This is a genomic window from Novosphingobium sp. BL-A-41-Hi4A-0G (assembly GCF_055521735.1).
This window is the reverse complement of record NZ_CM145501.1, coordinates 3,266,369-3,291,740: the sequence shown is the minus strand read 5'-3', so window position 1 is coordinate 3,291,740 and position 25,372 is coordinate 3,266,369. Positions and strand designations below refer to the sequence as shown.

Sequence of the window (25,372 nt, the reverse complement as noted above, 5' to 3'; positions counted from 1 at the left end):
TTATCGCAGCTTGACCGGGAACCGGGGCCTTTCAGCCACGGCAACGGTTTGCGCCACGTCCTTCTTCCGGTCCTTCTTGGGCGCCCAGGGAGCGCCTGCATCCATGTGATAGGAGTGGCACATTGCGCAGGAGGAATCGACAGGGTCTTTCACGGATACGGTTGCAAGCTTCGCGCCCTCGCCGCCGACGTGGCAGGAGCGGCAGCCGCCCTTGCCCTCGATACCCGGCACCAGCAGGTCAGTCGCCTTGTTCGACGTGCCTGCATTGACGTGGCAATCGGCGCAATCGCTCTTGTTGTGCGCCTTATGATCGAACCAGCCCTTGTGGTAGTAGCGATCGTTCTGGGCGACTGGCTGCACGGTGAAGCCGCCGGTCGCAGCCGAACCATCGCGCGTCACGGTATGGCAATCGTAGCACATGCCGCCCTGTGAGAAGACTTGCGCCACGGCCTGATCGGCCTGCGTCGGGTAGAAGCGCACGGCGCGGGCATAGTCCGCCGCGGTCGAACGCAGCGCGGCATCGCCGGGCACGCGGCGGGCGAGGCCTGAGAGGTTGGCCGGACGCGCCGGAGCGCCGCCGCGATAGAAGGCGCGCAGATCGGCCACGACCAGTTCCGGTTCGCCATGGCGCAGCGTGCGAAAAGTGCCGCCGATCTGGTCAAACCCGAGCGAGTGGCAGGACTGGCAGGAATCTTCCATCACCACGGGCTTGAAGCGGGTGCCGGTGGCATCGGCCTTGTGGCAATCCTTGCACTGCAGGGCATCGTTCGCGGCAAAGCGGCCGGGCATGCGGCGGACCATCTGGGCAATGCCGTTGGTCTTCGACAGGTGCTGGCCATGGGTGAACTTGAGGCCGTTGTTCTCGGTCAGCCCCGGCGTCCAGTTCGCGCGCTGGAACAGCGGCTTCTTGCCGTTCATGCCGCTGATGATCATCGGCTTGAACTGGGGGTGCATCGTTCCGAAATCGGCGGCATCGGCAAGTTTGGTATCGCCCAAGCGACTCTTCATCCCGTTGTGGCAATCGGCGCAGAATTTCTGCTGGGTGGCCGGCATAGCACCCGCGCCTTCATGCTCGGTGTGACAATCGACACAGCGACCGGCGGGGCGGTTGAAGGCATTGGCGACCGCGCGCTGGAATGCGGCCATGCCGGTGGGTGCGCCGCGAGCCTTCAGCAGGCGCGACTTGTCGGCGATGTGATCATGCGCGTCCTTGGTGTGGCAGGTGAGGCAGGCCTTGTCTGTCACCGCGACGAAGGCCTGCGTATGGCAGGCCTGACAATCGCCGCCGAGGTTCTTGTGGGCAAGGCTCAAGGGGCCGGACGACCAGGTCTGGTCGGCATGGAAGCCATCAGGCCTGCGCGCCTTTTCCTGCATCGCCAGCGGCTTGTAGGTCATGTAGCTATAGATCGGGAAGGCGAGGAACGAGATCAGCACCAGTACCGCAAACGTCCACGCCGACATGCGCTTGCCGGGCAGCAGGCCCTTGAGCGTGTAGACAGTGGTGATGTCCTTGTCCTCGGCCGAATCGGACACGGCCTCGACACGGCGGACGGTGAAGGTGGCGGCGCCGGTTTCCACATCGTTCGACACCGAGATGCGGTGCCCGCCGAATGTGAGCTCGGCTCCGACCGCTGGATCGAACGGGCTTTGTGTGGTGCTGCGCCCGTTGACCTCGAACGGCTGCGCGCCGATCGAGGCGATGACGAGGCTGCCGTCGGCTTGCCGGCTGACCTGCGCGTGGCGCGGGTCGACGGCAAGGTCGGGGAGGTGGATGTCGCATGCGGCATCGCGGCCGATGGTCAGGACGTCACCCTCGACCGTTGACGGCCGGACGATCTCCTCGCCACTGGACTTGAGCGCGATCTGGCGGACTAGGAAGCTCATCTCTCGCTCACCAGTAGAAGAAGACGCTGACGATATGGGCGGAAAGCGCCGCAATCAGCGCAAAGGTCACGGGCACGTGGATGTAGAGCCAGGCCTGCAGCCATGACTTGAGCTTCAAGTGCCGTCGCATTCGCCCGAGCATCGCCTCCTTGCGCGTCAGCAGCGCGTCGACCTTGTCGAGCGGGTCGTTGGCGATGCGGGGGCGGTAGGTCCGAATGCGCCGCAGTTCGGCCGCAGTGCTGCGCGTGGTGCAGTTCGGGTACTTGCCGGTGATTCGGTTCCAGAACGAGCCAGCGAAGGGATCCTCGTCGAGGCTTTTGCCTACAAGCGTTGCGGTCTCAACGTCGAGCGGCTGGGCGGCATCGTGGATCTGGCGGTCGAGCGAGCGCAGCGCTTCGATCATCTGCTTTTCGGTGATCGCACCTTCTTCGTCATAGCGGTTGGACGAGAGCGCGCGCGGCAGCGTGGCATAGACCCAGATGCCGAAAATCCCCGATCCGATCACGATCAGCATCAGTGCCCAGGCCAGGGTGTGGACATTCCAGCCGAGGTGGAAACCCGAATGGAGCGTGCCGATCACGGTAAGGCACAGGCCGAGATAGACGTGAGCCGAAGTCCAGCCCTTGAGGCTCCAGCGCCCCGGCGTGATCGCGCGCTTGCGCATGCCGAGCATGGTCAGCCACAGGATCAGCAGCGCGCCGATAGTGCCGAGCGTGTAGCCCAGCCAGCTCGAACCGAAGTGCGTGCCCGGCAGCGGCACGAAGATGTAGAGCCCGATCAGGACAGCGGCGAGCGCGGCGGAGAGCTTGCCCCAGAACAGGTTGCGGTGGGTGAGGAAGCCCTCGTGCGTGCTGGTGCGTTCGCGACTGGCTCCGGTACGCTTGCGTGGTGCGACAGATGCCATCGGCTCAGACCCCCTCGTTCTCGAGCCGCGCGACGGTCAGGAACTCGTCGGGCGATACGCGGATGGCAGCGCCCGTCGGGCAAGCGCGGACGCAGCTGGGGCCGCCTTCGATCCCGGCGCACATGTCGCACTTGATCGCCTTCTTGCGGTCGAGAAGTTCGTCCACTGCCGGATCGCCGGTGTATTTGGTGTTCTTCTTCGACCATTTGTACGGCGGCTCGCCCGGTCCCGGCCCGGAGCCGAAGAACAGCCATGACAGCAGCGACGGCTTCTTCGGCGGCACCTTGTCCATCCGGATCACGCCATAGGGGCAGTTGCGCTGGCAATTGCCGCAGCCGATGCAGGTATCGTTGATGAACACCTCGCCGTCCGGCCCGCGATGGATCGCGTTGGGCGGGCAATCGGCCATGCAGTGGGGGTGTTCACAGTGTCGGCACGAGGTCGGCACGTGGAGGTGGGCGAAGCTCTTGCCTGCCTCGCGGTCCAGCCGCGAGAGGCCGTCATGACTGTCGGCGCAGGCCTTCTCGCAATTGTCGCAGCCCACGCAAAGCCGCTCGTCGATGAGCAGCACGTCGGTCGCTTCGCCTAGACCCTGCGAAACGAGGAACTTGGCCTGTTCGGAGTAGAGGTCGACAACGCCGGAGAAGCTGTCCTTCTTCGATTCGATGAAGGCGTTGGTCGCGCGGCGGACTTCCATGTCCTTGCGCGCGCGTTCGAGCAGAGCAGGCTTGGCCGCAAGGACACGGCCGAATGCCTCGCCATCGATCTTGATGACCTCGCTCTTGATCGCGGCGCGCACCGTAGCCGTGCGGCGGCCGCCATCGATCAGCGCCATTTCCCCGACATACGACCCGGCAGGCAGGTAGGACAGGAACACCGGCTTTCCGCCGACTTCCTTTTCGACCACCATCGAGCCGACGCGGATGACATAGATGTCCTTGTCCTCGTCGCCTTCCTTGATGATCGCATCGCCCGCGCGGACCTGAAGGATCTTCGAGCTTTCGACGACTTCGGCAATGTCGGCGCTGGTCAGGCCCGAGCCGAACATCTGCAGGATCTGGCGCTCGGTCGAGATGCGCTCGATCGCGCGCTTGGCGGTCGGCACCTGGCTCTGCAGCTTGAGCGCGGCGTTGCGGCTGATCTCGACGCAGATGGTGTCTTCGGCCGCAACGATGGTCGCGCCGCGCTTGCGGCCCGAGATCAGGCCGACTTCGCCAAAGATCGTGCCCGCCGGGATCGGAACGACCTTCGATGGATCCTTGGGATCAAGCCGGACGTGGACCGAGCCCGAGGCAATCGCGAAAAGCGAGGAGCCGGGGTCGTTCTTCTCGAAGATGGTCTCGCCCTTGGCATAGGCGCGCGCGGCGGAATCGAGCATGAATTCGCGCAGCTGCAGCGTGGTCATGCCATCGAGAATGGTGACGTTGGTACGCAGGAATTCCAGCCAGTCATTGACCGAACGGTTGCCGGGCAGTCCTGCAAACTTGGCTTCAAGCAGCGGCTCATCCGCCGGTTTCAAGTCGGTGTTGCCGTTGATGAACTCGACGACATCGTAGCCCTGGTTCATGCAGTGCTTGATCAGCGGATAGCCCGCCAGCGCGCCGATCACGAAGATACCGGGCGCGGTCGATTCGAACTGCGGCGAAAGCGTCGGGAAGGCGAGACGGTCGGCGCTGGCGAACTCGATCCCGCACCCTTCGACGAAGCCGCGCGGCGGGGCCGAGCCGATGCGGGCAATGATCCGGTCGCAGCGGATGCGCTCCTCGCCATCGCGCGTGGACAGCGTGATCCAGCCCGGCTCGATGGCCTTGGTCTCGGTCTCGTAGCGGATCGTGAGTTTGCCCGCAGCGTCGTCCTCGACCAGCGCCTTGGCGTTCGGCTCCTTGGCCGTGGCGAAGCTTTCGCGGACGTTGGTCGATTTCGGGCTGCGGTTCAGCACCGTCACCACGTTGCCCTGCGCCGGGTCCTCGACAAGACCGCGCGCGTTCTCGATCCCTGCGTCACCGGTGCCGACCACGACGATGTGCTGGTCGAGCACGGCGTAAGGGTCATCGAGCTGATAGGTGACGTGCGGCAGATCGCCGCCGGGGCAGCGCATCAGGTTGGGGTTGCCCTGCGTGCCGATGGCCAGCACGACGTTCTCGGCCATGACCGTCTCGCCGTTGGTCAGGACGATGGCATAGGGCGGCGCATGGCGCTGGAGTTCAGTGGTGGTGCTCGAACCATCTCGCGCGCGGGTGACGATCTTCTGGATGGAACCCGGAATCGGATCGCCGGTGCCTTTGATCGACTTGACCTCGGCATTGTACATCACGTTCACGCCGAGTTCGGCGCTACGGCGGTTCCACTTGTCGAGAATGTCTTCCTTCTTGCCCGCGTCGAACTCCTGATCCGACCGCAGGATCAGCTGCGATGGCGTGGCCATCACGTGCTTGCCCTTCTGGTACTTGTAGATCGTGTCCGAGAGGTGGTCGGTCTTTTCGAGCAGCACGTGGCTCAGGCCAAGCTGCGCTGCGCGTCCGGCAGCGCTCATGCCTGCCGGGCCCGAACCGATAATCGCAACCTTGAAAACCTCGCCCACCGGTATGCGTCCCCCGCATCGCAAGCGAACGGAGCATGTCCCTGCCCCTGCCCGCTTTCAAAAACCGATTTGCGACCCCTATCGCGCGGACTTTAGCCGAAGACCCGCGCATTGCCAGTCGCAAAATTCGCTGCACCGTCTTTGCGGCGCAATGGCTTGCGCGCCCCCGCCCCCGCACGATATGCGGCGCAGCAGACGGATGACGTGCAAGGCATCCGACAGGAGTTTGCGATGACCGATCCCGAACCTGCCACCGAAGCGCGCGAACCTGCGCAGGGTGCATCGCGAATCGGCAAGATCGCGCTCGTAGCTGCGGGCCTGATCGCACTCGGTGCGGGCGGAGTCGCGATGATGCGCGGACCGGAAACGCCTCCGCCCGCCGCCGTCCCGCCGCCTGCGGTGCCGAGCCAGCAGCCCTCGGTCGACGATGTCATTGCCAAGCTCGAGGCAAAGCTCGCCGAAACGCCCGACGATGCCGAAGGCTGGCGGATGCTCGGCTGGTCGTACTTTCAGACCGAACGCTATGCCGAAGCGGCCACAGCGCTCAAGAAGGCGACCAAGCTGGATCCCGACCATGCCGAGACCTGGTCGTTCCTTGGCGAGGCGCTTGTCCTGGCGAGCAAGGAAGAAGGCCGGATGCCGCGCGACGCCAAGGCCGCGTTCGACAAGGCGATCAAGCTCGACCCCAAGGACGCCCGCGCGCGCTATTTCCAGGCCGTGGCGATGGACCTTTCTGGTCGACACCGCCAGGCGATCAATGCGTGGTTCGACCTGCTTGAGGACACGCCGGCCGATGCGCCCTATGCCGAGGACATTCGCGAAGTCATCCGCAACGTCGGCGAGAAGCGCAAGATCGATGTCGAGAAGCGGCTGGCCGAAGCGAAGTTCGCAGCGCCTGCCAATGGCGTGATCACCGACGGCCCACACAAGGCCGCCGCGGCAATCCCCGGCCCCACCAGCGAGCAGATGAAGGCCGCTGCGGGTATGCCCAAAGGCCAGCAGGAAGCGATGATCCGCGGCATGGTCGACGGGCTGGAAGCGAAGCTCGACAAGGACCCGGCCGATGTCGACCGCTGGATCATGCTGCTGCGCAGCCGGATGCAGCTGGGCGAGCCGCGCAAGGCCGCGCAAGCCCTGCAGAAGGGCCTTGCGGCTTTCCGCAACGACAGTGCGAGTGCGAGAAAGTTACGCGAAGCGGCGTCCACTCTGGGGATTGCCGGGGCCTGATTCGCACGGAGCGAATCGTTTCTGCGAAGGCCGAATGGCATTCCCGTTAACCATGGTGCGCTATTTAGCCGACCTGCGAGACCGGGTGATTCATTACGGGACACCCGGAATTCGGGCACTTTTCGTCCCGATCTGAATCACTTTCGTGCCAAAACGATTCATTGTCCGACACATGGCCGGTTAACGCGATTGAACCCTGCCTGCGGCTTTACAACAAATTAACCTTTCATGTTCATTCCTCCTATGGTTAATGGCGGGCAACCCGAATTGAAGGCGGGTTAATTGCCAAGGGGACATGGCAATCAAGGGGCGGATCAATGCGCGTACTGCTGATCGAGGACGAACCTACCACGGCCAAGGCGATCGAGCTCATGCTCACGACCGAAGGCTTCAACGTCTACTCTACCGATCTTGGCGAAGAAGGCCTCGATCTGGGCAAGCTGTATGATTACGACATCATCCTGCTCGACCTGAACCTGCCGGACATGCACGGCTATGACGTGCTCAAGAAGCTGCGCGTCGCCAAGGTGCAGACGCCGGTCCTGATCCTTTCGGGCATCTCCGAGATGGACAGCAAGGTCCGCTCGTTCGGCTTCGGCGCGGACGACTACGTGACCAAGCCGTTCCACCGCGAAGAACTGATTGCCCGCATCCACGCGGTCGTGCGCCGTTCGAAAGGCCACTCGCAGTCGGTCATCCGCACCGGCAAGCTTTCGGTAAACCTCGATGCCAAGACGGTCGAGGTCGATGGTGCCCGCGTGCACCTGACCGGCAAGGAATACGCGATGCTCGAGCTGCTTTCGCTGCGCAAGGGCACCACGCTGACCAAGGAAATGTTCCTCAACCACCTTTATGGCGGGATGGACGAACCCGAACTCAAGATCATCGACGTGTTCATCTGCAAGCTGCGCAAGAAGCTGGCCCATGCCTGCGGCGGCGAGAACTACATCGAAACCGTCTGGGGCCGCGGCTACGTGCTGCGCGATCCGGACGACATGAGCGCGATCGAAGCCGCCTGACGGCCGCACAAGCAACGCCATCCCTGAGACGGCCCGCCGGAAACGGCGGGCCGTTTTCGTTTTCAGGGACGGTGCTCTCAACCCACGCGGTTGAAGTAAGTCGTTTCCATCTTGGGCATGGTCTTTTCCGCCCAGACGATCGTCTCGGTCATGGACTGGCCGTCGCGGGCCACCGTATAAACGCGGGTAGCAACGGGCGTGCCTGCCTTCCCGAGCGTCATGACCAGCGTATTCGGAGCGGGCTGACGCAGCGATGCCGCATCGTAGATCGGAATGTTGCCCGATATCGGCACGGCCACGCCATCAAGCCGTGCCGTCGAGCTTGCAGTCATCTCGTTGCCGTCGGGCGCGACGATATCGACCTGCGTGCTCCACCGCTGATCGGGGGAGACGCTGAAGGCGATCGTGACGCTGCGGGGTCGCTCGTCTGCGGGAATGCGCGCGGTGTCCAGCGACCACTTGCCGACGAGCGGCGAGGCAATTGCAGCGGCCGTGTGTTCAGCCGGTGCCTGCGCGGTTTGCTGGGAACCGGTCGAAACCAGCATGAGACCGGCGGCAAGGGGAATGAGTGTAAGCATGGCGATCTTTCCTTTCGGCCAATGACGCGCCGCATCTGCGGGCTGTTCATCGGCGTCACCCGAGAGGCCGGGCGAAGGAAGATCAGTTTTTCTGGGCCAGTTTTCCTGTCCTGCCACGAGCCGGGCCAGTTCGCGGCTGCTGCCGATCCCGGTCTTGCGCCGGGCGTCGCGCAGCCGCTCGTTGATCGAGGCTTCGCTACGGCCAAGAGAGGTCGCTATCGACTTTATCGTGTGGCCGGCGGTGAGCAGGCGAAGGACTTCGAGTTCCCTGTCGGTCAGTTCCGCTATCGCGCGGGGGCCAGGATCGATGGCAGGCATGCCTGCTTGATCACCACAGCCGCCCCATAGCGTCCATCCAATTTTCTTGTACCTTGGCGCGCGCGTGCGATCTTGGGGCCGATCATATTGACCCCCGCCCGCCCCGCTGCCAAACGCCGCCGCCATGACAGCCTACAAATCCGGCGATCCGACGACGATCAACCGCCTATATGGCCGCGCCAAGGGCAAGCCTCTGCGACAAGGGCAGCAGGCGCTGGTCGACGATTTGCTCCCGCAGATCTCCATGCCTGCCGAAGGGCCGATCACGGCAAAGGCGCTGTTCGGCGAGACTCGTCCGCTCCACTTCGAGATCGGCTTCGGCGGCGGAGAGCACATGGCATTCCGTGCCGACATGCTGCCCGACCACGGTTTCATCGGGGCAGAGCCGTTTCTCAACGGCGTGGCGCAGGCGCTGACCCATGTGTCGGGGGACAATGGCGCCCATCCGCCGATCCCGAACGTGCGCATCCATCACGGCGATGCGTTGGAAGTGTTGCGGCGCATTCCCGATGGCGCGCTGTCCTTCCTCTACCTGCTCCATCCCGACCCCTGGCCCAAGGCACGCCACGCCAAGCGGCGGATGATGAACGACGGCCCGCTCGACCTGTTCGCAGCAAAACTCAAGCCCGGTGGCGAATTCCGCTTCGGCACCGACCACGCGATCTACCTGCGTCACGCTTTGATGGTCATGCGTCGCCACAAGCACCAGTTCGCCTGGCTGGCCAAGGACGCAAAGGACTTTCAGGTCCGCCCCGGCGGCTGGCCGGAAACACGCTACGAGCACAAGGCGCGCACGGTATACGGGCACGAAGTGTGGTACTTCCGCTACCGGCGCCGCTGAGCAGTCCTGAATGGCCTGCAGCCTGCCGCAGCAAAGCGGCATTTCGTGGCGCGCAATAAATTCTTCTGTTTTGGTAGAGATTGTTTCCGGCTAATCCTCCCGCCCGACAGGGGAAGGATTCGCGATGCATTTTCTGGCAGGCTTCGATTTCACGGCACTGCTTCCGTTCATCGCGGTCGGCTTTGCCGCGCAGATGGTCGATGGCGCGCTGGGCATGGCCTTCGGCGTGATCTCGAACACGCTTCTCGTCGGCGTTCTGGGCGTGCCGCCGGCACTGGCCTCGCAGCGCGTGCATATCGTCGAATGCTTCACCACGGCGACGTCGGGCATAAGCCACCTGTTCCACGGTAATGTCGACAAGAAGCTGTTCTTCCGACTGCTCTTGCCCGGCATGGCCGGCGGCATACTCGGGGCCTACGTGCTTTCCTCGCTTGATGCGTCGGTGGTGAAGCCTTGGGTGCTGCTCTATCTTTCGGCGATCGGCGTCTATCTGCTGGTCCGCGGCATCTTCTATCCGCCCAAGATCAAGGAAGCAGGCTGGGTTGCGCCGCTCGGGCTCGTTGGCGGCTTCCTCGATGCTGCTGGCGGTGGTGGCTGGGGGCCGGTGGTGACCTCCAACTTGCTGATTCAAGGCGCCGATCCGCGGAAGGTCGTCGGCACGGTAAACACAGTCGAGTTTTTCCTGACGCTGACCGTGTCGGCCACGTTCATCTGGCACCTTGGCGTTGCCGACGTTGCCGGGGCTACACTCGGTTTCCTGATCGGCGGTCTGGCAGCCGCACCGTTCGGCGCCTGGGCTGCCAAGCACATTCCTGCCAAGACCATGCTGATCATGGTCGGGATCGTACTCACGCTGACCAGCGCTTACGGGGCGTACAAGGCCTTTGCGTGATCCTGCCTTGCGCTGCGCATTCATGCGCAGCGCAATCGGATTGATCCTCTAACGCACCATTAACCACGATCCGCCATACTGATCCTGCCGCAAAACCCGAGTCGTGCGGCAGGAGGGCAGGACCATGGCGCATCACGGCGCAAGCAGCATGACCATTGCCGAGTTGCGCGAGTTCGCAAGCTTCGCCCCGTGCGAGCAGCGCTACATCCGCCGCAGCCTCGACATCGCGCGCGGACGAAGCGATACACTGCGGCGCTGGGCGCGCAGTTCCGAAGAGGCCCGCGCGATCGAAAAGCAGGCGGACCTTTACCGCGAGCTTCCCCTGCTACGCCAGTTGTTGCCCGACGTGCAGGATCTTGGCAGCCTCGAGCCCTTCATCGGCCCGCTCGTCCGGCTGACTGCGTTCGACCTTTCGCAGGACCGCCTGACCGGCTTTTCGGCTTTTCGCTTCCTCTACGAACGGTTGCTCGGCGCAGAAGTCCGGCCATGGCTCCCCGGCGCGTTCTGCGGCGCAGCCGCTCTGCCGGTGATCCGCGCCGACCGCCGCCGCGATCTGCTCCAGTCGATCAGCGAAGCGGCTGCGACAGCGCAAGGCTGGTTAAAGCGGGAACCAGTGTTTTACCCCGAGTTCGTCGAAGCCGAGGCCGCCTAAGGTACGAGCACCGTATCGCGCGCCACTGCATCGGTCTGCGGATAATCCAGCGTGTAGTGCAGCCCCCGGCTTTCGTGCCGCGCCCGCGCCGAACGCACGATCAGTTCGGCGCTTTGCAGCAGGTTGCGCAGTTCGATCAGGTCGGTCGTCACGCGGAAGTGGCCGTAGTAGTCGTTGACCTCGCCACTCAGCATCGCGATCCGGTGCGCGGCGCGTTCGAGCCGCTTGTCGGTGCGGACGATGCCGACATAATTCCACATGAACCGGCGAATCTCGGTCCAGTTCTGCTTGATCACCACTTCCTCGTCGGAATCAGTGACGCGGCTCTCGTCCCAGGGGCGGACTTCGGGCGGAGCTTCAAAGCTGTCCCAGCGCCGCTGGATGTCGCGCGCCGCGGCATCGCCAAACACGAAGCATTCCAGCAGCGAGTTGGATGCAAGGCGGTTCGCACCATGCAACCCGCTTTCAGTGCACTCACCCGCAGCATAGAGACCCGGCAGGTCGGTCCGACCGTCAAGATCGATCAGAATGCCACCGCAGGTATAGTGCTGGGCCGGAACTACCGGGATTGGCTGGCGCGTCATGTCGATGCCCAGGCCCATCAGCTTTTCGTAGATGTTCGGAAAGTGCCCGCGAACGAAGTCTTCGGGCATGTGGCTGATGTCCAAGTGGACGTAGTCGAGGCCGAACTTCTTGATTTCGGCATCGATCGCGCGCGCGACCACGTCACGCGGTGCGAGTTCAAGCCGTGCGGCGTCGTAGAACTCCATGAAGCGCTTGCCGGTGCGGGGGTTGATCAGCCGCCCGCCTTCGCCGCGCACGGCCTCGGTGATCAGGAAGTTCTTGACCTCGAGGTTGTAGAGGCAGGTCGGGTGGAACTGCATCATTTCCATGTTGGAAACCCGCGCGCCCGCACGCCAGGCCATGGCGATGCCGTCGCCGGTCGCCCCGCGCGGTGCGGTGCTGAACTGGTAGACGCGCCCGGCACCGCCCGTCGCCAGAATGGTCGCACGCGCAGTATGCGCCTCGACCTTGCCGGTCGCTTCGTCGAGCGCATAGACGCCCCAGACCCGCCCCGACCCCGAATAGCGCGCAGCCTCGTGGCGACCGGTGATCAGGTCGATGCAAGTGCGCCCGGGCAGCAGGGTGACGTTGGGATGTTCTCGCGCAGCCTTGAGCAGGGCCTTCTGGACAGCGGCACCGGTCGCGTCATCGACGTGGACGATGCGGCGATGCGAATGCCCGCCCTCGCGCGTCAGATGGAGCGAGCCAGCCTCGGCATTGAACGGCACGCCAAGTTGTTCGAGGCGGCGAATCGCCTCTGGCGCATTCTCGACCACGAACTCCACCGTCTCGCGCCGGTTGAGCCCTGCCCCGGCGATCATCGTGTCGCGAATATGGTCGTCAAAGGTATCGCCCGCATCGAGAACGGCGGCAATGCCGCCTTGGGCCCAGTTGGTCGATCCGCCGTCAAGCCCGCCCTTGGCAAGCACCAGCACCCGGCAGGTCTCGGCGAGCACCAGGGCAGCCGTCAGCCCTGCCGCGCCTGATCCGATGATCAGCACATCGTGGCTGTCCTGCATCCTCACGGACCTTTCGCCCTTGTCCTTGCCGCTCAAGCGGTTCTCCATTGCCTGATGCCGGTTCATGGCACTGCTTTGACTGGTCTGTATCTGCCCTAGCGACTGGCGATCCATCGGGAAAGTCTTGGCAGCGCCCGAGCCGCCCACGGTCGAGCCGACTTTAATACTCCTTAACCACTTTGGTCGCTTGCTTCGCAGGCGCAGCATGGTAGGTATTTCTGCGTATAAATTCCTACGCGGGATGGAGGGCCCTGTGCCTTTTGCAAGACTGCTCTGCCTGTTCGACCGACACCGTCCACAACGCGCTGGCGTGGAATGGGACGGTCGTTCCTTCGTAGGCAAATGCAAGCGTTGTGAAGCGCAGATCCGTCGTCGCGAGCGAGGTGGCTGGCGCAAGGATTCCTAAGGAACGTCGGTTTCCCGTGTATTTCTGCCGCTTCTGACAGATGTTCAGGCCGCCTCCTTGGGCTGGCTGGTCAGAGTGACGAACACGTCTTCAAGGTCCGCTTCGCGCGTCGAAACATCAACAATGGCAAACCCTTGTCCCTGTACCAGAGACATGACTTCGCCTGCGGTCATGCGGTCCTTGTCATAGCCGATCTCGACCTGCCGTTCGCCTGAAATCAAGCTCTTGAGGAAGGCTGGATGCTGCGGCGCAACATCGACGTCGCGGTCCAGCGTGAGCACGACAATCTTTTCGCGCGCCATGTCGACAAGCTCGCGCGTGGGTTTGTTGGCGATCAGCTTGCCATGGTTGATGATCGCGATCCGGTCGCAGAGTTCTTCCGCCTCCTCGAGGTAATGGGTGGTCAGCACCACCGTCACCCCGTCACGATTCAGTTCGCCGACCAGTTCCCACAACTGTCGGCGCAACTCGACGTCGACGCCTGCGGTCGGCTCGTCGAGCACAAGAACCGGCGGGGCATGGACCATGGCCTTGGCGATGAGCAGCCGGCGCTTCATGCCACCGGACAGTGACCGGGCATAGGCATCGGCCTTGTCGGCCAGATGCACCGCGCGCAGCAGTTCCATGGTCCGCCGCATCGCCTTGGGCACGCCATAGAGCCCGGCCTGGTTGTCGAGCACTTCGGCGGGCGTGAAGAACGGGTCGAACACGATCTCCTGCGGCACGATCCCGATCGAGGCCTTGGCGTTGCGCACGTCGTGGTCGATATCGTGCCCCCAGATCTCGACACTGCCTGAAGTCTTCATGACGAGGCCGGCCAGCGTGTTGATCAGCGTCGACTTGCCCGCGCCGTTCGGTCCGAGCAGCCCGAATATCTGGCCTTGCGGCACATCGAAGCTGACGCCGTCGAGGGCCAGCTTGCCTGGTGCCTTGCCCGTGGGCGCATAGCGCTTCACCAGATCGCGAATTCGAATTGCGGGGGGAGTATCGTCGGTGCTTGCCATCGCCGCTGCCTGCACCAGTGCCAGCGAAAACGCAATTGTCTCAAGCCCGCCGATTTGCTAGCCGCAGGCCCATGATTCAGGCACCCGAAACCGTCTTCACCGATCATCATCGCGTCAAGTGCGATGGCGCGTCTGATATTCGTGGCGGCGCCGCCCTCGGCCACCCCCGCGTCTGGCTCGAGATCGACGAGAAGGGCTACGTCGAATGCGGCTACTGCGATCGCCGCTTCGTGCTCAAGGGCGGTCCGGCCGATACGGCGGCGGCTGCCTGAAGGACCGTCACGGAAGCGCCTCTGGCCTTCTGTGACCCAGTGCTTATATCGGTCCCATGACCGATCCCGATACACGCTCGCTGCTCTACCGCTCCGGCCTGCTTTCTCCTGACGAGGCGCGGGCAATAACCGCCAATGCGCTGAAATCCTGCGACGATGGCGAACTCTACCTCCAGTTCATCGCCAGCGAGAGCTTCGGGTTCGACGACGGGCGCCTGAAGACCGCCGACTATTCGCGCGATGCGGGCTTCGGCCTTCGCGGCGTCTCGGGCGAGATGACCGGGTTTGCCCATGCCAACGAGATTTCCGCCGCCGCCATCGCGCGTGCTGGCGAGACGCTCAAGCTGCTTGATCCGGCAAAGGGCCAGCCTGCCCCGCCGCCGCGCAACAACAACCGCCATCTCTATACCGAAGCCTCGCCGCTCGACGCCGTGCCGTTCGAGGCCAAGGTCAAGCTGCTCGAAACCATCGACGCTGCCGCGCGCGCCCGCGATCCGCGCGTGGCACAGGTTTCCGCCTCGCTTTCGGGCTCGTGGTCGGTGGTGGAGATCGTCCGCGCCGACGGCTTCGTCGCCCATGATGTCCGCCCGCTGGTGCGCCTGAACGTCTCGATCGTGGCAGAACAGAACGGACGGCGCGAAACCGGCTCGTTCGGCATCGGCGGCCGCCGCCTCTATGACGACCTCTTCTCGCCCGAGACCTGGAACCGCGCGATCGACGAGGCACTGGCACAGGCCCTGGTGAACCTCGAATCGGTGGCCGCACCAGCGGGCGAGATGACCGTGCTGCTCGGCCCAGGTTGGCCCGGCGTGTTGCTCCACGAAGCGGTCGGCCACGGCCTTGAAGGCGATTTCAACCGCAAGGGCACCAGCGCCTTCTCCGGCCGCATCGGTGAGCGCGTGGCCGCACCCGGCGTCACCGTGGTCGACGACGGCACGCTGCTCGGCGTGAACGGACAGGGTCGCCGCGGCTCGCTCTCCATCGACGACGAGGGCACCCCGACGCAGGAGAACGTGCTGATCGAGGACGGCATCCTCAAGGGCTACATCCACGATCGCCTCAACGCGCGCCTGATGGGCGTCGCGCCCACCGGCAACGGGCGGCGCGAGAGCTTTGCCCATGCGCCGATGCCGCGCATGACCAACACCTTCATGCGCGGCGGGAGCGACGATCCGGCCGAACTGCTGTCCCGCGTCAAGAACGGCATCTTCGCCAAGTCGTTCGGAGGCGGGCAGGTGGACATCACCAGCGGCAAGTTCGTGTTCTCCTGCACCGAGGCCTACCGCATCGAGAACGGCAAGCTGGGCGCACCGATCAAGGGCGCGACATTGATCGGCGATGGCCCCACGTGCCTCACCAAGGTCACCGGAATCGGCAACGACCTCGCGCTCGATGAAGGCGTCGGCGTCTGCGGCAAGGGCGGACAGAGCGTTCCCGCGGGCGTCGGCCAGCCGACGCTGCTGGTCGAAGGCCTGACCGTGGGCGGGACAGCCTGACGAAGGCTTTCCCGACATGCGGCGTTGTGTGGTCAGCGCGGGTTAAGCCGATCCGTGCCAAAGGTACCAGACCGACTCAGAAGGAAGTGCCAGTCATGAAGAATACCGCCAGCAGGATCGCTGCGGCACTGGCCGCCGGATCGCTGCTCCTTTCCGGAGCTGCCGCCGACGCCAAGCCGCGTCTCACCCCTGAGCAGGAGCTCGCAAAGACCCTGGAAGGCCGCGTTGCGGGCAAGCCGCAGGATTGCCTCTATCTGCCGCGCGTGATCAACACGCGCATCTACGACAAGACCGCGATCGTATATGACTCGGGCAACACGATCTGGGTCAATCGCCCGGACTCAGGCGCCAGCTCGCTCGACGACAACGACATCATGGTGACGACGCCTTTCGGCGCACAGCTTTGCAGCGTCGACATCGTACGTATGGTCGATCGCAATGTCGGATTCTGGCGCGGGTCGATCGGACTGGGCAAGTTCGTGCCTTACACCAAGGTGAAGGACGCCAAGGGCAGCTGAGCCTCTTGGAAGACGCGGCAATTGCGGGCTAAGGCGGGGCATGACGCTCCGCCTTGCCACCGCCGCCGACACTGCTGCCCTTGCTGATCTGGGACAACGTGCCTTCATCGCCAAGTTCGGCCATCTCTACAGCGCCGGGAACCTTGCCCGGTTTCTCGAGGAATCGCATTCCGAGAGCACAGTCGCTGCGCAGCTTGCCGATCCTTCGATGAAGATCGCGGTAGTTGAGGAACAGGGTCGACTCACCAGCTTCTGCAAGATCGTCCGCACCAGCACCCTGCCCCCGAAGACCGGTGCCGAACGGCCGATGGAGCTCAAGCAACTCTATACCGATCCCGACCTCATCGGTCGCGGCCACGGCGCGCGGCTGATGGACTGGGCTATTGCCGAGGCACGCGCCTGGGGAGCCGACGAGATGCAGCTCTCGGTCTATGCCCACAACCCGGAGGCTCAGCGCTTCTACCGCCGCTACGGCCTCGAAAAGGTTGCCGACATCGAATTCTGGGTCGGCGATCACTGCGATCCGGAGTTCATGTTCGCAGGGCCACTTTAGAAGCCTTCCGGACGGGCGCGGGACACCCTATAGAGGGTGCATGTCCTCGATCCGTCCATGGCGCGATATCGCGCGTCGCAAGAGCCGCCAGATCATGGTCGGCACCGTCCCCGTCGGCGGCGATGCCCCCATCACCGTGCAGACGATGACCAACACGCCGACGTCCGACCCGGTGGCCACGATCAACCAGATCCGCCGCTGCGAAGATGCTGGCGCGGACATCATCCGCGTATCGTGCCCCGACGTCGAAAGCACGGCGGCGCTTGGCAAGATCGTCAAGGCAGCGCGCATCCCGATCGTTGCGGACATCCATTTCCACTACAAGCGCGCCCTCGAAGCGGCTGATGCTGGCGCTGCGTGCCTGCGCATCAATCCCGGCAACATCGGCAGCAACGAACGCGTCGCCGAAGTGGTCCGCGCCGCCAAGGCCAACGGCTGCGCCATCCGCATCGGCGTCAACGCCGGCAGCCTCGAGAAGGACCTGCTCGAGAAGTACGGCGAGCCCTGCCCCGAAGCGCTGGTCGAATCCGCGCTCGATCACATCAAGCTGCTGCAGGATCACGATTTTCACGAATACAAGGTGGCGGTGAAGGCCAGCGACGTATTCCTTGCGGTTGCGGCCTACATGGGCCTTGCCGAAGCGGTCGACTGCCCATTGCACCTCGGCATCACCGAAGCAGGCGGGCTGATCGGCGGCACGGTCAAATCCTCCATCGGCATCGGCAATCTGCTCTGGGCGGGGATCGGCGATACCTTGCGCGTCTCGCTCTCGGCAGAGCCGGAAGAGGAAGTGCGCGTCGGCTTCGAGATCCTGAAGTCGCTCGGCCTTCGCACCCGCGGCGTCCGCGTCGTCTCGTGCCCGTCGTGCGCGCGACAGGGATTCGACGTGATCCGCACCGTCGAAGCGCTCGAAAAGCGCCTGACCCACATCAAGACGCCGCTCTCGCTCTCGGTGCTGGGCTGCGTCGTCAACGGCCCCGGCGAAGCGCGCGAGACCGACATCGGCCTCACTGGCGGCGGCAACGGCAAGCACATGGTCTATCTCTCGGGCGTGACCGACCATACCGTGCAGTCCGAGGAAATGCTGGAGCACATCGTCGCGCTGGTCGAAGCCAAGGCGGCGGAAATCGAAGCGGCAACCAGCGACGCGGGGAACGTGACCGAGGCGGCGGAGTAGCTTGGCTGCCCGATTACCGTCGACAATCGAAGCAGGGGGCAGATCATGGGAGTAAGGGCGTTCATCGCGGCCGGAGCATTGTTGTTGCTTGGCCTCGGCTCCAGCCCCGTGCTGGCCAAGGAAAAGGTCGATCCTGCCGCCCTCTCTGCCATGGTCGAGAAAACGAAGGCGAAGGACCCCGCTGCCGACGTAAGATGGCTGCGGCAGGAAAACTCACGCCGCTTCTCCTACATGGCACCACGCTGGGAGGACGGCCGCAAGGCCTTCGAGACGCTTGAGAAGAACCCCGAAAAAGCACTGGAGGTTGCCGCAAAGCAACTTGCGGAAAACCCCCTCGACATGGATGCAAACCTGCTCACCGAGATTGCGCTGTCCAAGCTGGGGCGCAAGGACGAGGAAGCCCGCCAGCACAACCTGCTCATGGCGCTGCTTGAGTCGGTTATGGACGGCAAGGACGGACAGTCTCCAAAGACAGCATGGAATGCGGTCAGCATCGACGAAGAGTATCAGGTACTGCGACTGATCGGCTTCGAGCCGAAGATGCAGGCGCTCGTGATGGAAGATGGCAAGAGATTTGACGCAATGACGGTAACGAGCTCCGAGACGGGCAAGGAGTTGACGCTTCACTTCAACATCGACTTCTTCTTCGGCAAGCAATTCGAAGGGCTGGGACTTTGACAGGGATGCAGACGACCATACGCCCTGCCACCTCCTCTGACGTCCCTCTGATTGCCAACCTGATCCGCGCATTGGCCAAGTATGAAAAGCTCGCCCACGAAGTGCGGTTCGACGAGGCCGTGCTTGGGCAGAAGCTGTTCGGACCGCGCCCCTATGCCGAAGTCGTGATCGGCGAGATCGACGGCACGCCGCAGGGCTTTGCCTTGTTCTTTCACAACTTCTCGACCTTCGAGGGCAAGCCGGGGATCTATCTCGAAGACTTGTTCGTAAAGCCTGAGGCGCGCGGGTCGGGCCTTGGCAAGGCGCTGCTCTCGCATCTGGCTGCGCTGGCTGTGGAACGCGACTGCGCGCGGCTGGAATGGTCGGTACTCGACTGGAACGAACCTGCCATCGGCTTCTACAAGTCGCTCGGCGCCAGGTTCATGGACGAATGGACCGTAATGCGCGTCGATGGCCCGGCCTTGAAGCAGCTTGGCGCGAATGCTGGAAATTCGGTCGAAAACGCATAGAATGGCAACCGTTCACGCCCGATACGGGGGCGGCGTGGTACGGGACTTGGCATGACACATCGAGTCGACAGGCGAACGGTACTGGCAGGCGTTGCGGCAAGCGCTGCTGCAGCTGTCTTCCCTCCGCGCGTTGCGGCCGCGACCTACTATCCCAATGAGCAGCACCGCGAAGTCCTGCGCATCGCGGCCGAGCAGGTCGAAAAGCACCGCGCCTCGCTGTGGCGGACGGACATCGTCGGCATCGCGGACTTCGCACTGCCCTCCTCGCTGCCGCGGTTCCATTTTGCCAACCTCGAACGCGGCGAAGTCCGCTCGTTCCTCGTCGCGCACGGTCGCGGGTCTGACCCCGAACATGACGGGTTCCTCAAGACCTTCTCGAACGATGTCGGCAGCCTTGCCACGTCGCGCGGGGCCTATGTCACCTACGAATGGTACAAGGGCAAGTACGGCACCTCGATCCGGCTGGGCGGTCTTGGCCCAGAGAACAGCAACGTGCTCGACCGTGCGATCGTGCTGCACCCGGCGTGGTACGCCAATCCCGACATGCTGGAAAAGTGGGGCAAGCTCGGTCGCTCGGATGGTTGCTTCGCAATGAGCGAGGCGGACTTCAACGAGGCGCTGTGGCACCTTTCGGGTGGCCGCCTGATCTATGCGGACAGACTGGGCCTAGGTTAACAAAGGGCGGGGCTGACGACGCCCCTTGGTCCGGCTCGTCAGGTGCCAGCGCAAGCACCGGTCACATTCATAGGGATGGAGCAAGAGGCCGCTCTTTGTCGCGGCCTCGACGGCTTCCTCCTTGCTGCCGAAACGCTGTTTGCGCTGGCAGACGCTGAGCCTTGTTCTCACGGCGACAAAGCGGCCCAGATCAAAGCGGATTGTCGAGCTTGATCACCGCTTCGTTGCTCTTGCGCTGCGTGGTGTGCAGCTGGCGCGGTTGGGCAAAACTTGCCAGCACCGGCGCGTCACGCCCGTAGATGTCGGGGAACGAACGCAGCATGCCTGTCACGTCGCGCGCCACGGTGAAGTAGGTGAGATAGACCGGGAAGGTCTTGGTCATCGGCACCTTGGTATAGACTTTCGAGGTGTGCGCGGTGACCGCGTCGTCCGGCGTCATGCCTGCCCCGAGAATCGCCATCGTCATTGCCAGTTCGGTCGCCCGCTCCACGCGCACGCAACCATGGCTGAGCGCACGGGCGGGGAGGTTGAACAGGTTGCGGTTGGGCGTGTCGTGCAGGAAGATCGCGTGTTCATTGGGCATGTCGAGCTTCATGCGGCCCAGTGAATTGGTGTCTCCGGGCTGCTGCACGACATAGATCGTGCCATCAGCGGCCTTGGTCACCTTGTAGCCCTCGCGCTCGGCCTGCTTGGGGTTGCCGACAAGTCGCGCGCCGAGCCCTTCGCCCACCACGATCGACTGCGGCACGGTCCACGTAGGATTGAAGATCACGCCCTCGACCGTCTCGGCCAACTGCGGCGTCGCCGTCTTGCCGGGCTTGCCGACAATGACCTTGTAGGTGCTGATGATCTTGTTGCGCACGGTCAGGCGCAGCATCTGTTCCGGCACGTTGGCGAGCAGATACTGCGTGCCGAGATCGCGAGCGAGCCAGCGCCAGCGGTCCATGTTGGCGCGGATCAGTGCGGCCTGCTTCTGTGTCTGTGCCTTGGGCAGTGCGGCCTTGAGCGCGGCATAGTCGGGCACGGTCGGCAGGAGCGCCATCAGCGCACCCTTCACGTCATGCCTTGCCAGCGCGTCGGCGAGGATCAGCGAGGTCGGGTTGACGTCCTGATCGGGATCGACTGCGAACCATTGCACGCGCGCGGTCATCGGCGTGCGTCCGTCGCGCAGGTCTTCGGCAAGCCAGCCGAACAGGCGGGTCGCGGTTTCGTCAAGCTCCGGCCCCTCGCCCTTGACGATGGCAGCGGAGAGCACTTCGGGCTGATAGTCGCGCGGGAACAGACCCTCGGCGCCAATGCCCTTGATCGTCACGAGCAGGCTCTGCGCGTCGCTCTGCGTCCAGTGCGGTGCAGGTGCAGGCAAAGCCTCTGCAGGGGCGGCGGTAGCAGCGGCAGCAGGAGTCGGCGCAACAATCGGGGGTGCAACGGGCGCGGGCTTGGCCTGCTTGGTCAGATCGACCGGCCCTGCCGAGGCAGCGCTTTGTGCAGCCAGCGGCTGGGTCGCGATGGAAAGCGCCAAGAACGCCACGCCAAGCTTGCCGGAAAGGCCGGTCCCTTCGATCGCACGCTTCACGCTTTGCATTTCCCTGTTCACTCGCACCCACGTTCGCAAGGCCTGAGGCCTCACCTTCATGTCCTGCCTCAAGCCCCATCGACTATCAAGCCACGCATCTATCGGACCTCGGGCCTGTCTGGAGGCTTAATCATCTGCTCGCCCTACAAGATGGTTTCAAGTCGCAACCAGTTTGCCTATGGCACATGGATGAACGACGTGCGCTTTCCCCTGTTCCCCGTGCTGGCGGCAATGCTTGGCCTGGCGCTTTTCTCGGTGATGGACGGGGTGATGAAAGCCGCCTCGATTGCGGTCGGTGCCTATGCCGCAATGTGCTGGCGCGGCCTTGCCGGGTCGCTGCTGATGCTGCCGCTGTGGTTATGGCGCGGACAGGGCTGGCCTGCATGGAGTACGCTCAAGGTCCACATCCTGCGCGGCACCGTGGCTTCGACCATGGCGGTCCTGTTCTTTTACGGCATCGTCCGCCTGCCGCTGGCCGAGGGCATTGCGCTGTCGTTCATCGCCCCGCTGATCGCGCTCTATCTCGCCGCCATCCTGCTGGGCGAAAAAGTGCGCCCTGCGGCGATTGGTGGCTCGCTGCTGGCACTGGCAGGGGTGGCGATCATTGCGGGCGGGCAATTGAGCGGCCCTTCCGATACCGAGGCGGTCAAGGGCCTGGTCGCCACGCTGGTCTCGGCCGTGCTCTATGCCTGGAACCTCGTGCTGCAACGGCAGCAGGCGCTGCTCGCCAGGCCCGAGGAAGTGGCGTTTTTTCAGGCGCTGGTCCAGTTCGGCTTTCTCGGCCTTGGCGCTTGGTGGTTCGCTCCCTTTCCCACGGCACCAGTGTGGGAACTGCTGGTCGTCTCGGCGATCCTGTCTGCCGCCTCGCTGATGCTGCTGAGCTGGGCCTATGGCCGCGCCGAGGCGCAAGTGCTGGTCCCGCTCGAGTATACCGCGTTCATCTGGGCCGCCATCGTCGGCTGGATTGCCTTTGCCGAGCCGGTCACGCTGACCATGCTGACCGGCGTTGCGCTGATCGTGGCAGGGTGCCTCTATGCCACGCGAAGCAGCACACCGGCAGCGTGAAGCAGTCATTATTGCTATTGATAATCAATACGGCGTGATGCGCGGCAAATTGTGCCGCACCTGCGCAGATTGGCCTCTTCCCGCCCTTGACGCATGGCCGGTTTGCGCGCATCGCGCTCGGGCTTTCAGGCCGCATTTCGTCGCGCCGCCTATGGGCCACGAGCCCTTCGGCGATTCCCCGCGCGACACAATCGCGTTGCGGCCGCGACAGGAGGGAAGACGCACAGCCATGACCCAGGTCGGACAGGATACGCTCGGCACCCGCAGCACGATGAACGTGGGCGGCAAGGAGTTCGCCTACTATTCGCTCAACAAGGCTGCGGCCAAGTTCGGTGACATCTCTCGCCTGCCCTTCTCCATGAAGGTGCTGCTCGAGAACCTCCTGCGCTTCGAGGACGGCGGCTTCACTGTCTCGACCGACGACGTGAAGGCCGTGGTCGACTGGCAGAAGAACCCCAGCGAATCGAACAACGAGATCCAGTACCGCCCGGCGCGCGTGCTGCTGCAGGATTTCACCGGCGTGCCCTGCGTGGTCGACCTTGCCGCGATGCGCGATGCCATCGCCACGCTCGGCGGTGATACCAGCAAGATCAACCCGCTGGTGCCGGTCAACCTCGTGATCGACCACTCGGTCATGGTCGATGAATTCGGCCACCCCAAGGCGTTCGAGCAGAACATGGAGATCGAGTACGAGCGCAACATGGAGCGCTACGACTTCCTCAAGTGGGGTTCGAAGAGCCTCAACAACTTCTACGCCGTGCCCCCGGGCACCGGCATCTGCCACCAGGTCAATCTGGAAAACATCGCGCAGACGGTGTGGACCAGCACGGACCAGAACGGCGCGACCGTGGCCTACCCAGACACCTGCGTCGGCACCGACAGCCACACCACCATGGTCAACGGCCTTGGCGTGCTCGGCTGGGGCGTTGGCGGGATCGAGGCCGAAGCCGCGATGCTCGGCCAGCCCGTCTCGATGCTGATCCCCGAAGTCGTCGGCTTCAAGTTCACCGGCGAGCTCAAGGAAGGCGTCACCGCCACCGACCTCGTGCTGACCTGCACCAATCTGCTGCGCAAGCACGGCGTGGTCGGCCGCTTCGTCGAATACTACGGCCCCGGCCTTGCCGCGCTGTCGCTGGCCGACCGTGCGACGCTCGCCAACATGGCGCCTGAATATGGCGCGACCTGCGGCTTCTTCGGCATCGACGAAAAGACGCTCGACTACCTGCGCCTGACCGGCCGCGAGGAATCGCAGATCGCGCTCGTCGAAGCCTATGCGAAGGAGCAGGGCTTCTGGATCGATCCCTCGGTCGAGCCGATCTTCTCCTCGACGCTGGAACTCGACCTTGGCACCGTGGTGCCCTCGCTCGCAGGCCCCAAGCGCCCGCAGGACCGCGTCTCGCTTCCCGAAGTCGACGACGTGTTCAACGCCGACATGGCCAACACCTACAAGAAGGCGCAGCAGCGCGTTCCGGTGGCAGGCACCGACTACGACATCGGCGATGGTGACGTGACCATCGCTGCGATCACCTCGTGCACCAACACCTCGAACCCGGGCGTGCTGGTGGCCGCTGGCCTCGTGGCCAAGAAGGCCAACGAACTCGGCCTCAAGCCCAAGCCGTGGGTCAAGACCTCGCTGGCCCCCGGCAGCCAGGTCGTCACTGACTACCTCGTCCGTGCAGGCCTGCAGGAGCACCTCGATGCGGTGGGCTTCAACCTCGTCGGCTATGGCTGCACGACCTGCATCGGCAACTCGGGCCCGCTTTCCGAACCGATCAGCAAGGCGATCAACGACAACGGCCTCGTTGCTGCCGCCGTGATCTCGGGCAACCGCAACTTCGAAGGCCGCGTATCGCCCGACGTGCGCGCCAACTTCCTCGCCTCGCCGCCGCTGGTCGTCGCCTATGCGCTCAAGGGCACGGTGATCGAAGACTTCACCACCACTCCGATCGGCAAGAGCAAGGATGGCGTTGACGTCTACCTGAAGGACATCTGGCCCTCGAACAGCGAAGTCGCCACCACCATGGCCGGCTGCATGGACCGCGCGATGTTCCAGGCCCGCTATGCCGACGTCTACAAGGGCGATGCGCACTGGCAGGCAATCAACGTCACCGGCTCGGAAACCTACCAGTGGCGCGCCGGGTCGACCTATGTCGCCAACCCGCCGTACTTCGAAGGCATGAGCATGACGCCTTCGCCGGTGAACGACATCATCGAGGCCAAGCCCTTGCTGATCCTCGGCGATTCGATCACCACCGACCACATCAGCCCTGCAGGCTCGATCAAGGCTGACAGCCCGGCGGGCAAGTGGCTGATGGAACATCAGGTTTCGAAGGCGGACTTCAACTCCTACGGCGCGCGCCGTGGCCACCACGAAGTGATGATGCGCGGCACTTTCGCCAACATCCGCATCAAGAACGAGATGGTCCCCGGCATCGAAGGCGGCTTCTCGCGCTATGGCGATGAAGTCGGCTCGGTCTATGACGTCGCCATGAGGCACAAGGCCGACGGCACGCCGACGGTCGTGATCGCGGGCAAGGAATACGGCACCGGCTCCTCGCGCGACTGGGCGGCCAAGGGCACCAACCTGCTCGGCGTTCGCGCCGTGATCGTCGAAAGCTTCGAGCGCATCCACCGCTCGAACCTCGTCGGCATGGGCGTGCTGCCGCTGCAGTTCAAGGAAGGTCAGAACCGCACCTCGTTGGCACTCTCGGCTGACGACACCTTCACCATCAAGGGCGTGGCAAACCTCCAGCCGCGTCAGGACGTGGAAGTAGAAGTGACGCGCAAGGACGGCACCAAGCTGACCTTCACCGCGCTGTGCCGCATCGATACCGCCAACGAAGTCGAGTACTTCATGAACGGCGGCATCCTGCACTACGTGCTACGCAAGCTCGCTTCGTAAGACGCGGCTTCAGAGCCAGACAGAAGGGGCGCGGGGACTTCGGTCCTCGCGCCCTTTTCTGTTTG

Annotated in this window: 22 protein-coding genes; 15 read left to right on the top strand and 7 right to left on the bottom strand. The window is 63.9% G+C overall.

Annotated elements, in window-relative coordinates; translation table 11 throughout:
* Genes ACZ1JX_RS15910 through ACZ1JX_RS15900 form a run of 3 tightly spaced genes read right to left on the bottom strand, consistent with a single transcriptional unit; the run spans nucleotide 1 to nucleotide 5,369 of the window.
* Nucleotides 1–1,884, bottom strand: coding sequence for a cytochrome c3 family protein (locus ACZ1JX_RS15910; RefSeq protein ID WP_465124480.1), 1,884 nt, complete (start codon nucleotides 1,882–1,884; stop codon nucleotides 1–3).
* Nucleotides 1,885–1,891: 7 nt separating this feature from the next.
* Nucleotides 1,892–2,788, bottom strand: a complete 897-nt coding sequence (locus tag ACZ1JX_RS15905; protein WP_465124479.1) for a hypothetical protein — start codon at nucleotides 2,786–2,788, stop codon at nucleotides 1,892–1,894.
* Nucleotides 2,789–2,792: 4 nt separating this feature from the next.
* Nucleotides 2,793–5,369, bottom strand: a complete 2,577-nt coding sequence (locus ACZ1JX_RS15900) for a cyclic nucleotide-binding domain-containing protein (protein WP_465124478.1) — start codon at nucleotides 5,367–5,369, stop codon at nucleotides 2,793–2,795.
* A gap of 231 nt (nucleotides 5,370–5,600) precedes the next feature.
* Between ACZ1JX_RS15900 and ACZ1JX_RS15895 the strand changes: the two genes are divergently transcribed.
* Nucleotides 5,601–6,596, top strand: a complete 996-nt coding sequence (locus ACZ1JX_RS15895; protein ID WP_465124477.1) for a tetratricopeptide repeat protein — start codon at nucleotides 5,601–5,603, stop codon at nucleotides 6,594–6,596.
* A gap of 317 nt (nucleotides 6,597–6,913) precedes the next feature.
* Nucleotides 6,914–7,615 carry a response regulator transcription factor CtrA gene (gene ctrA / locus ACZ1JX_RS15890; RefSeq protein WP_011443965.1) on the top strand — a complete coding sequence of 234 codons (702 nt, stop codon included), beginning with the start codon at nucleotides 6,914–6,916 and terminating at the stop codon, nucleotides 7,613–7,615.
* Between the two features lie 77 nt (nucleotides 7,616–7,692).
* On the opposite strand, the gene ACZ1JX_RS15885 is transcribed toward ctrA, so the two are convergent.
* A complete protein-coding gene (locus ACZ1JX_RS15885; RefSeq protein ID WP_465124476.1) occupies nucleotides 7,693–8,511 on the bottom strand; it encodes a helix-turn-helix domain-containing protein in 819 nt (272 codons plus the stop codon).
* A gap of 124 nt (nucleotides 8,512–8,635) precedes the next feature.
* Here ACZ1JX_RS15885 and trmB point away from each other — a divergent pair, with 124 nt between their 5' ends.
* From trmB to ACZ1JX_RS15870, 3 genes are all read left to right on the top strand, one after another.
* Nucleotides 8,636–9,352: a tRNA (guanine(46)-N(7))-methyltransferase TrmB gene (gene trmB, locus ACZ1JX_RS15880; protein ID WP_465124475.1), complete on the top strand. Its 717-nt coding sequence runs from the start codon at nucleotides 8,636–8,638 to the stop codon at nucleotides 9,350–9,352.
* 124 nt (nucleotides 9,353–9,476) lie between these two features.
* Entirely contained in the window at nucleotides 9,477–10,244 is a 768-nt protein-coding gene (locus tag ACZ1JX_RS15875) for a sulfite exporter TauE/SafE family protein (protein ID WP_465124474.1), read from the top strand.
* 124 nt (nucleotides 10,245–10,368) lie between these two features.
* Nucleotides 10,369–10,896, top strand: coding sequence for a hypothetical protein (locus ACZ1JX_RS15870; protein ID WP_465124473.1), 528 nt, complete (start codon nucleotides 10,369–10,371; stop codon nucleotides 10,894–10,896).
* On the opposite strand, the gene nadB is transcribed toward ACZ1JX_RS15870, so the two are convergent.
* Together nadB and ACZ1JX_RS15860 are read right to left on the bottom strand one after the other, a co-directional pair.
* On the bottom strand, nucleotides 10,893–12,479 hold the full coding sequence (nadB, locus tag ACZ1JX_RS15865; RefSeq protein ID WP_465126443.1) for an L-aspartate oxidase: 1,587 nt from the start codon (nucleotides 12,477–12,479) through the stop codon (nucleotides 10,893–10,895). The two genes, ACZ1JX_RS15870 and nadB, sit on opposite strands and share 4 nt — an antisense overlap.
* Before the next feature lie 450 nt (nucleotides 12,480–12,929).
* The gene (locus ACZ1JX_RS15860) at nucleotides 12,930–13,889 is read right to left on the bottom strand and encodes an ABC transporter ATP-binding protein (protein ID WP_465124472.1); all 960 of its coding nucleotides are present in this window, start codon (nucleotides 13,887–13,889) and stop codon (nucleotides 12,930–12,932) included.
* Nucleotides 13,890–13,960: 71 nt separating this feature from the next.
* On the opposite strand from ACZ1JX_RS15860, the gene ACZ1JX_RS15855 reads away from it, so the two are divergent.
* The 8 genes from ACZ1JX_RS15855 (at nucleotide 13,961) to ACZ1JX_RS15820 (ending at nucleotide 19,767) form a co-directional block, all read left to right on the top strand.
* Nucleotides 13,961–14,161: a zinc-finger domain-containing protein gene (locus tag ACZ1JX_RS15855; protein WP_465124471.1), complete on the top strand. Its 201-nt coding sequence runs from the start codon at nucleotides 13,961–13,963 to the stop codon at nucleotides 14,159–14,161.
* 56 nt (nucleotides 14,162–14,217) lie between these two features.
* Nucleotides 14,218–15,657, top strand: a complete 1,440-nt coding sequence (gene tldD, locus ACZ1JX_RS15850) for a metalloprotease TldD (RefSeq protein WP_465124470.1) — start codon at nucleotides 14,218–14,220, stop codon at nucleotides 15,655–15,657.
* Nucleotides 15,658–15,752: 95 nt separating this feature from the next.
* A complete protein-coding gene (locus tag ACZ1JX_RS15845; protein WP_465124469.1) occupies nucleotides 15,753–16,175 on the top strand; it encodes a hypothetical protein in 423 nt (140 codons plus the stop codon).
* Nucleotides 16,176–16,215: 40 nt separating this feature from the next.
* Entirely contained in the window at nucleotides 16,216–16,728 is a 513-nt protein-coding gene (locus ACZ1JX_RS15840; protein ID WP_465124468.1) for an N-acetyltransferase family protein, read from the top strand.
* Nucleotides 16,729–16,768: 40 nt separating this feature from the next.
* Nucleotides 16,769–17,905: a flavodoxin-dependent (E)-4-hydroxy-3-methylbut-2-enyl-diphosphate synthase gene (gene ispG, locus ACZ1JX_RS15835; RefSeq protein ID WP_465124467.1), complete on the top strand. Its 1,137-nt coding sequence runs from the start codon at nucleotides 16,769–16,771 to the stop codon at nucleotides 17,903–17,905.
* Between the two features lie 45 nt (nucleotides 17,906–17,950).
* The gene (locus ACZ1JX_RS15830) at nucleotides 17,951–18,583 is read left to right on the top strand and encodes a DUF4919 domain-containing protein (protein ID WP_465124466.1); all 633 of its coding nucleotides are present in this window, start codon (nucleotides 17,951–17,953) and stop codon (nucleotides 18,581–18,583) included.
* A 5-nt stretch (nucleotides 18,584–18,588) separates the two neighbouring features.
* Nucleotides 18,589–19,092: an N-acetyltransferase family protein gene (locus tag ACZ1JX_RS15825; RefSeq protein WP_465124465.1), complete on the top strand. Its 504-nt coding sequence runs from the start codon at nucleotides 18,589–18,591 to the stop codon at nucleotides 19,090–19,092.
* A gap of 51 nt (nucleotides 19,093–19,143) precedes the next feature.
* On the top strand, nucleotides 19,144–19,767 hold the full coding sequence (locus ACZ1JX_RS15820; protein ID WP_465124464.1) for a murein L,D-transpeptidase catalytic domain-containing protein: 624 nt from the start codon (nucleotides 19,144–19,146) through the stop codon (nucleotides 19,765–19,767).
* A gap of 190 nt (nucleotides 19,768–19,957) precedes the next feature.
* Here the strand turns inward: ACZ1JX_RS15820 and ACZ1JX_RS15815 are convergent, their stop codons facing one another.
* Nucleotides 19,958–21,349, bottom strand: coding sequence for a L,D-transpeptidase family protein (locus tag ACZ1JX_RS15815; protein WP_465126442.1), 1,392 nt, complete (start codon nucleotides 21,347–21,349; stop codon nucleotides 19,958–19,960).
* Between the two features lie 180 nt (nucleotides 21,350–21,529).
* Here ACZ1JX_RS15815 and ACZ1JX_RS15810 point away from each other — a divergent pair, with 180 nt between their 5' ends.
* Both ACZ1JX_RS15810 and acnA read left to right on the top strand, forming a co-directional pair.
* Nucleotides 21,530–22,405: a DMT family transporter gene (locus tag ACZ1JX_RS15810; protein ID WP_465126441.1), complete on the top strand. Its 876-nt coding sequence runs from the start codon at nucleotides 21,530–21,532 to the stop codon at nucleotides 22,403–22,405.
* 229 nt (nucleotides 22,406–22,634) lie between these two features.
* Nucleotides 22,635–25,307 carry an aconitate hydratase AcnA gene (acnA, locus tag ACZ1JX_RS15805; RefSeq protein ID WP_465124463.1) on the top strand — a complete coding sequence of 891 codons (2,673 nt, stop codon included), beginning with the start codon at nucleotides 22,635–22,637 and terminating at the stop codon, nucleotides 25,305–25,307.
* Nucleotides 25,308–25,372 lie beyond the last annotated feature (65 nt).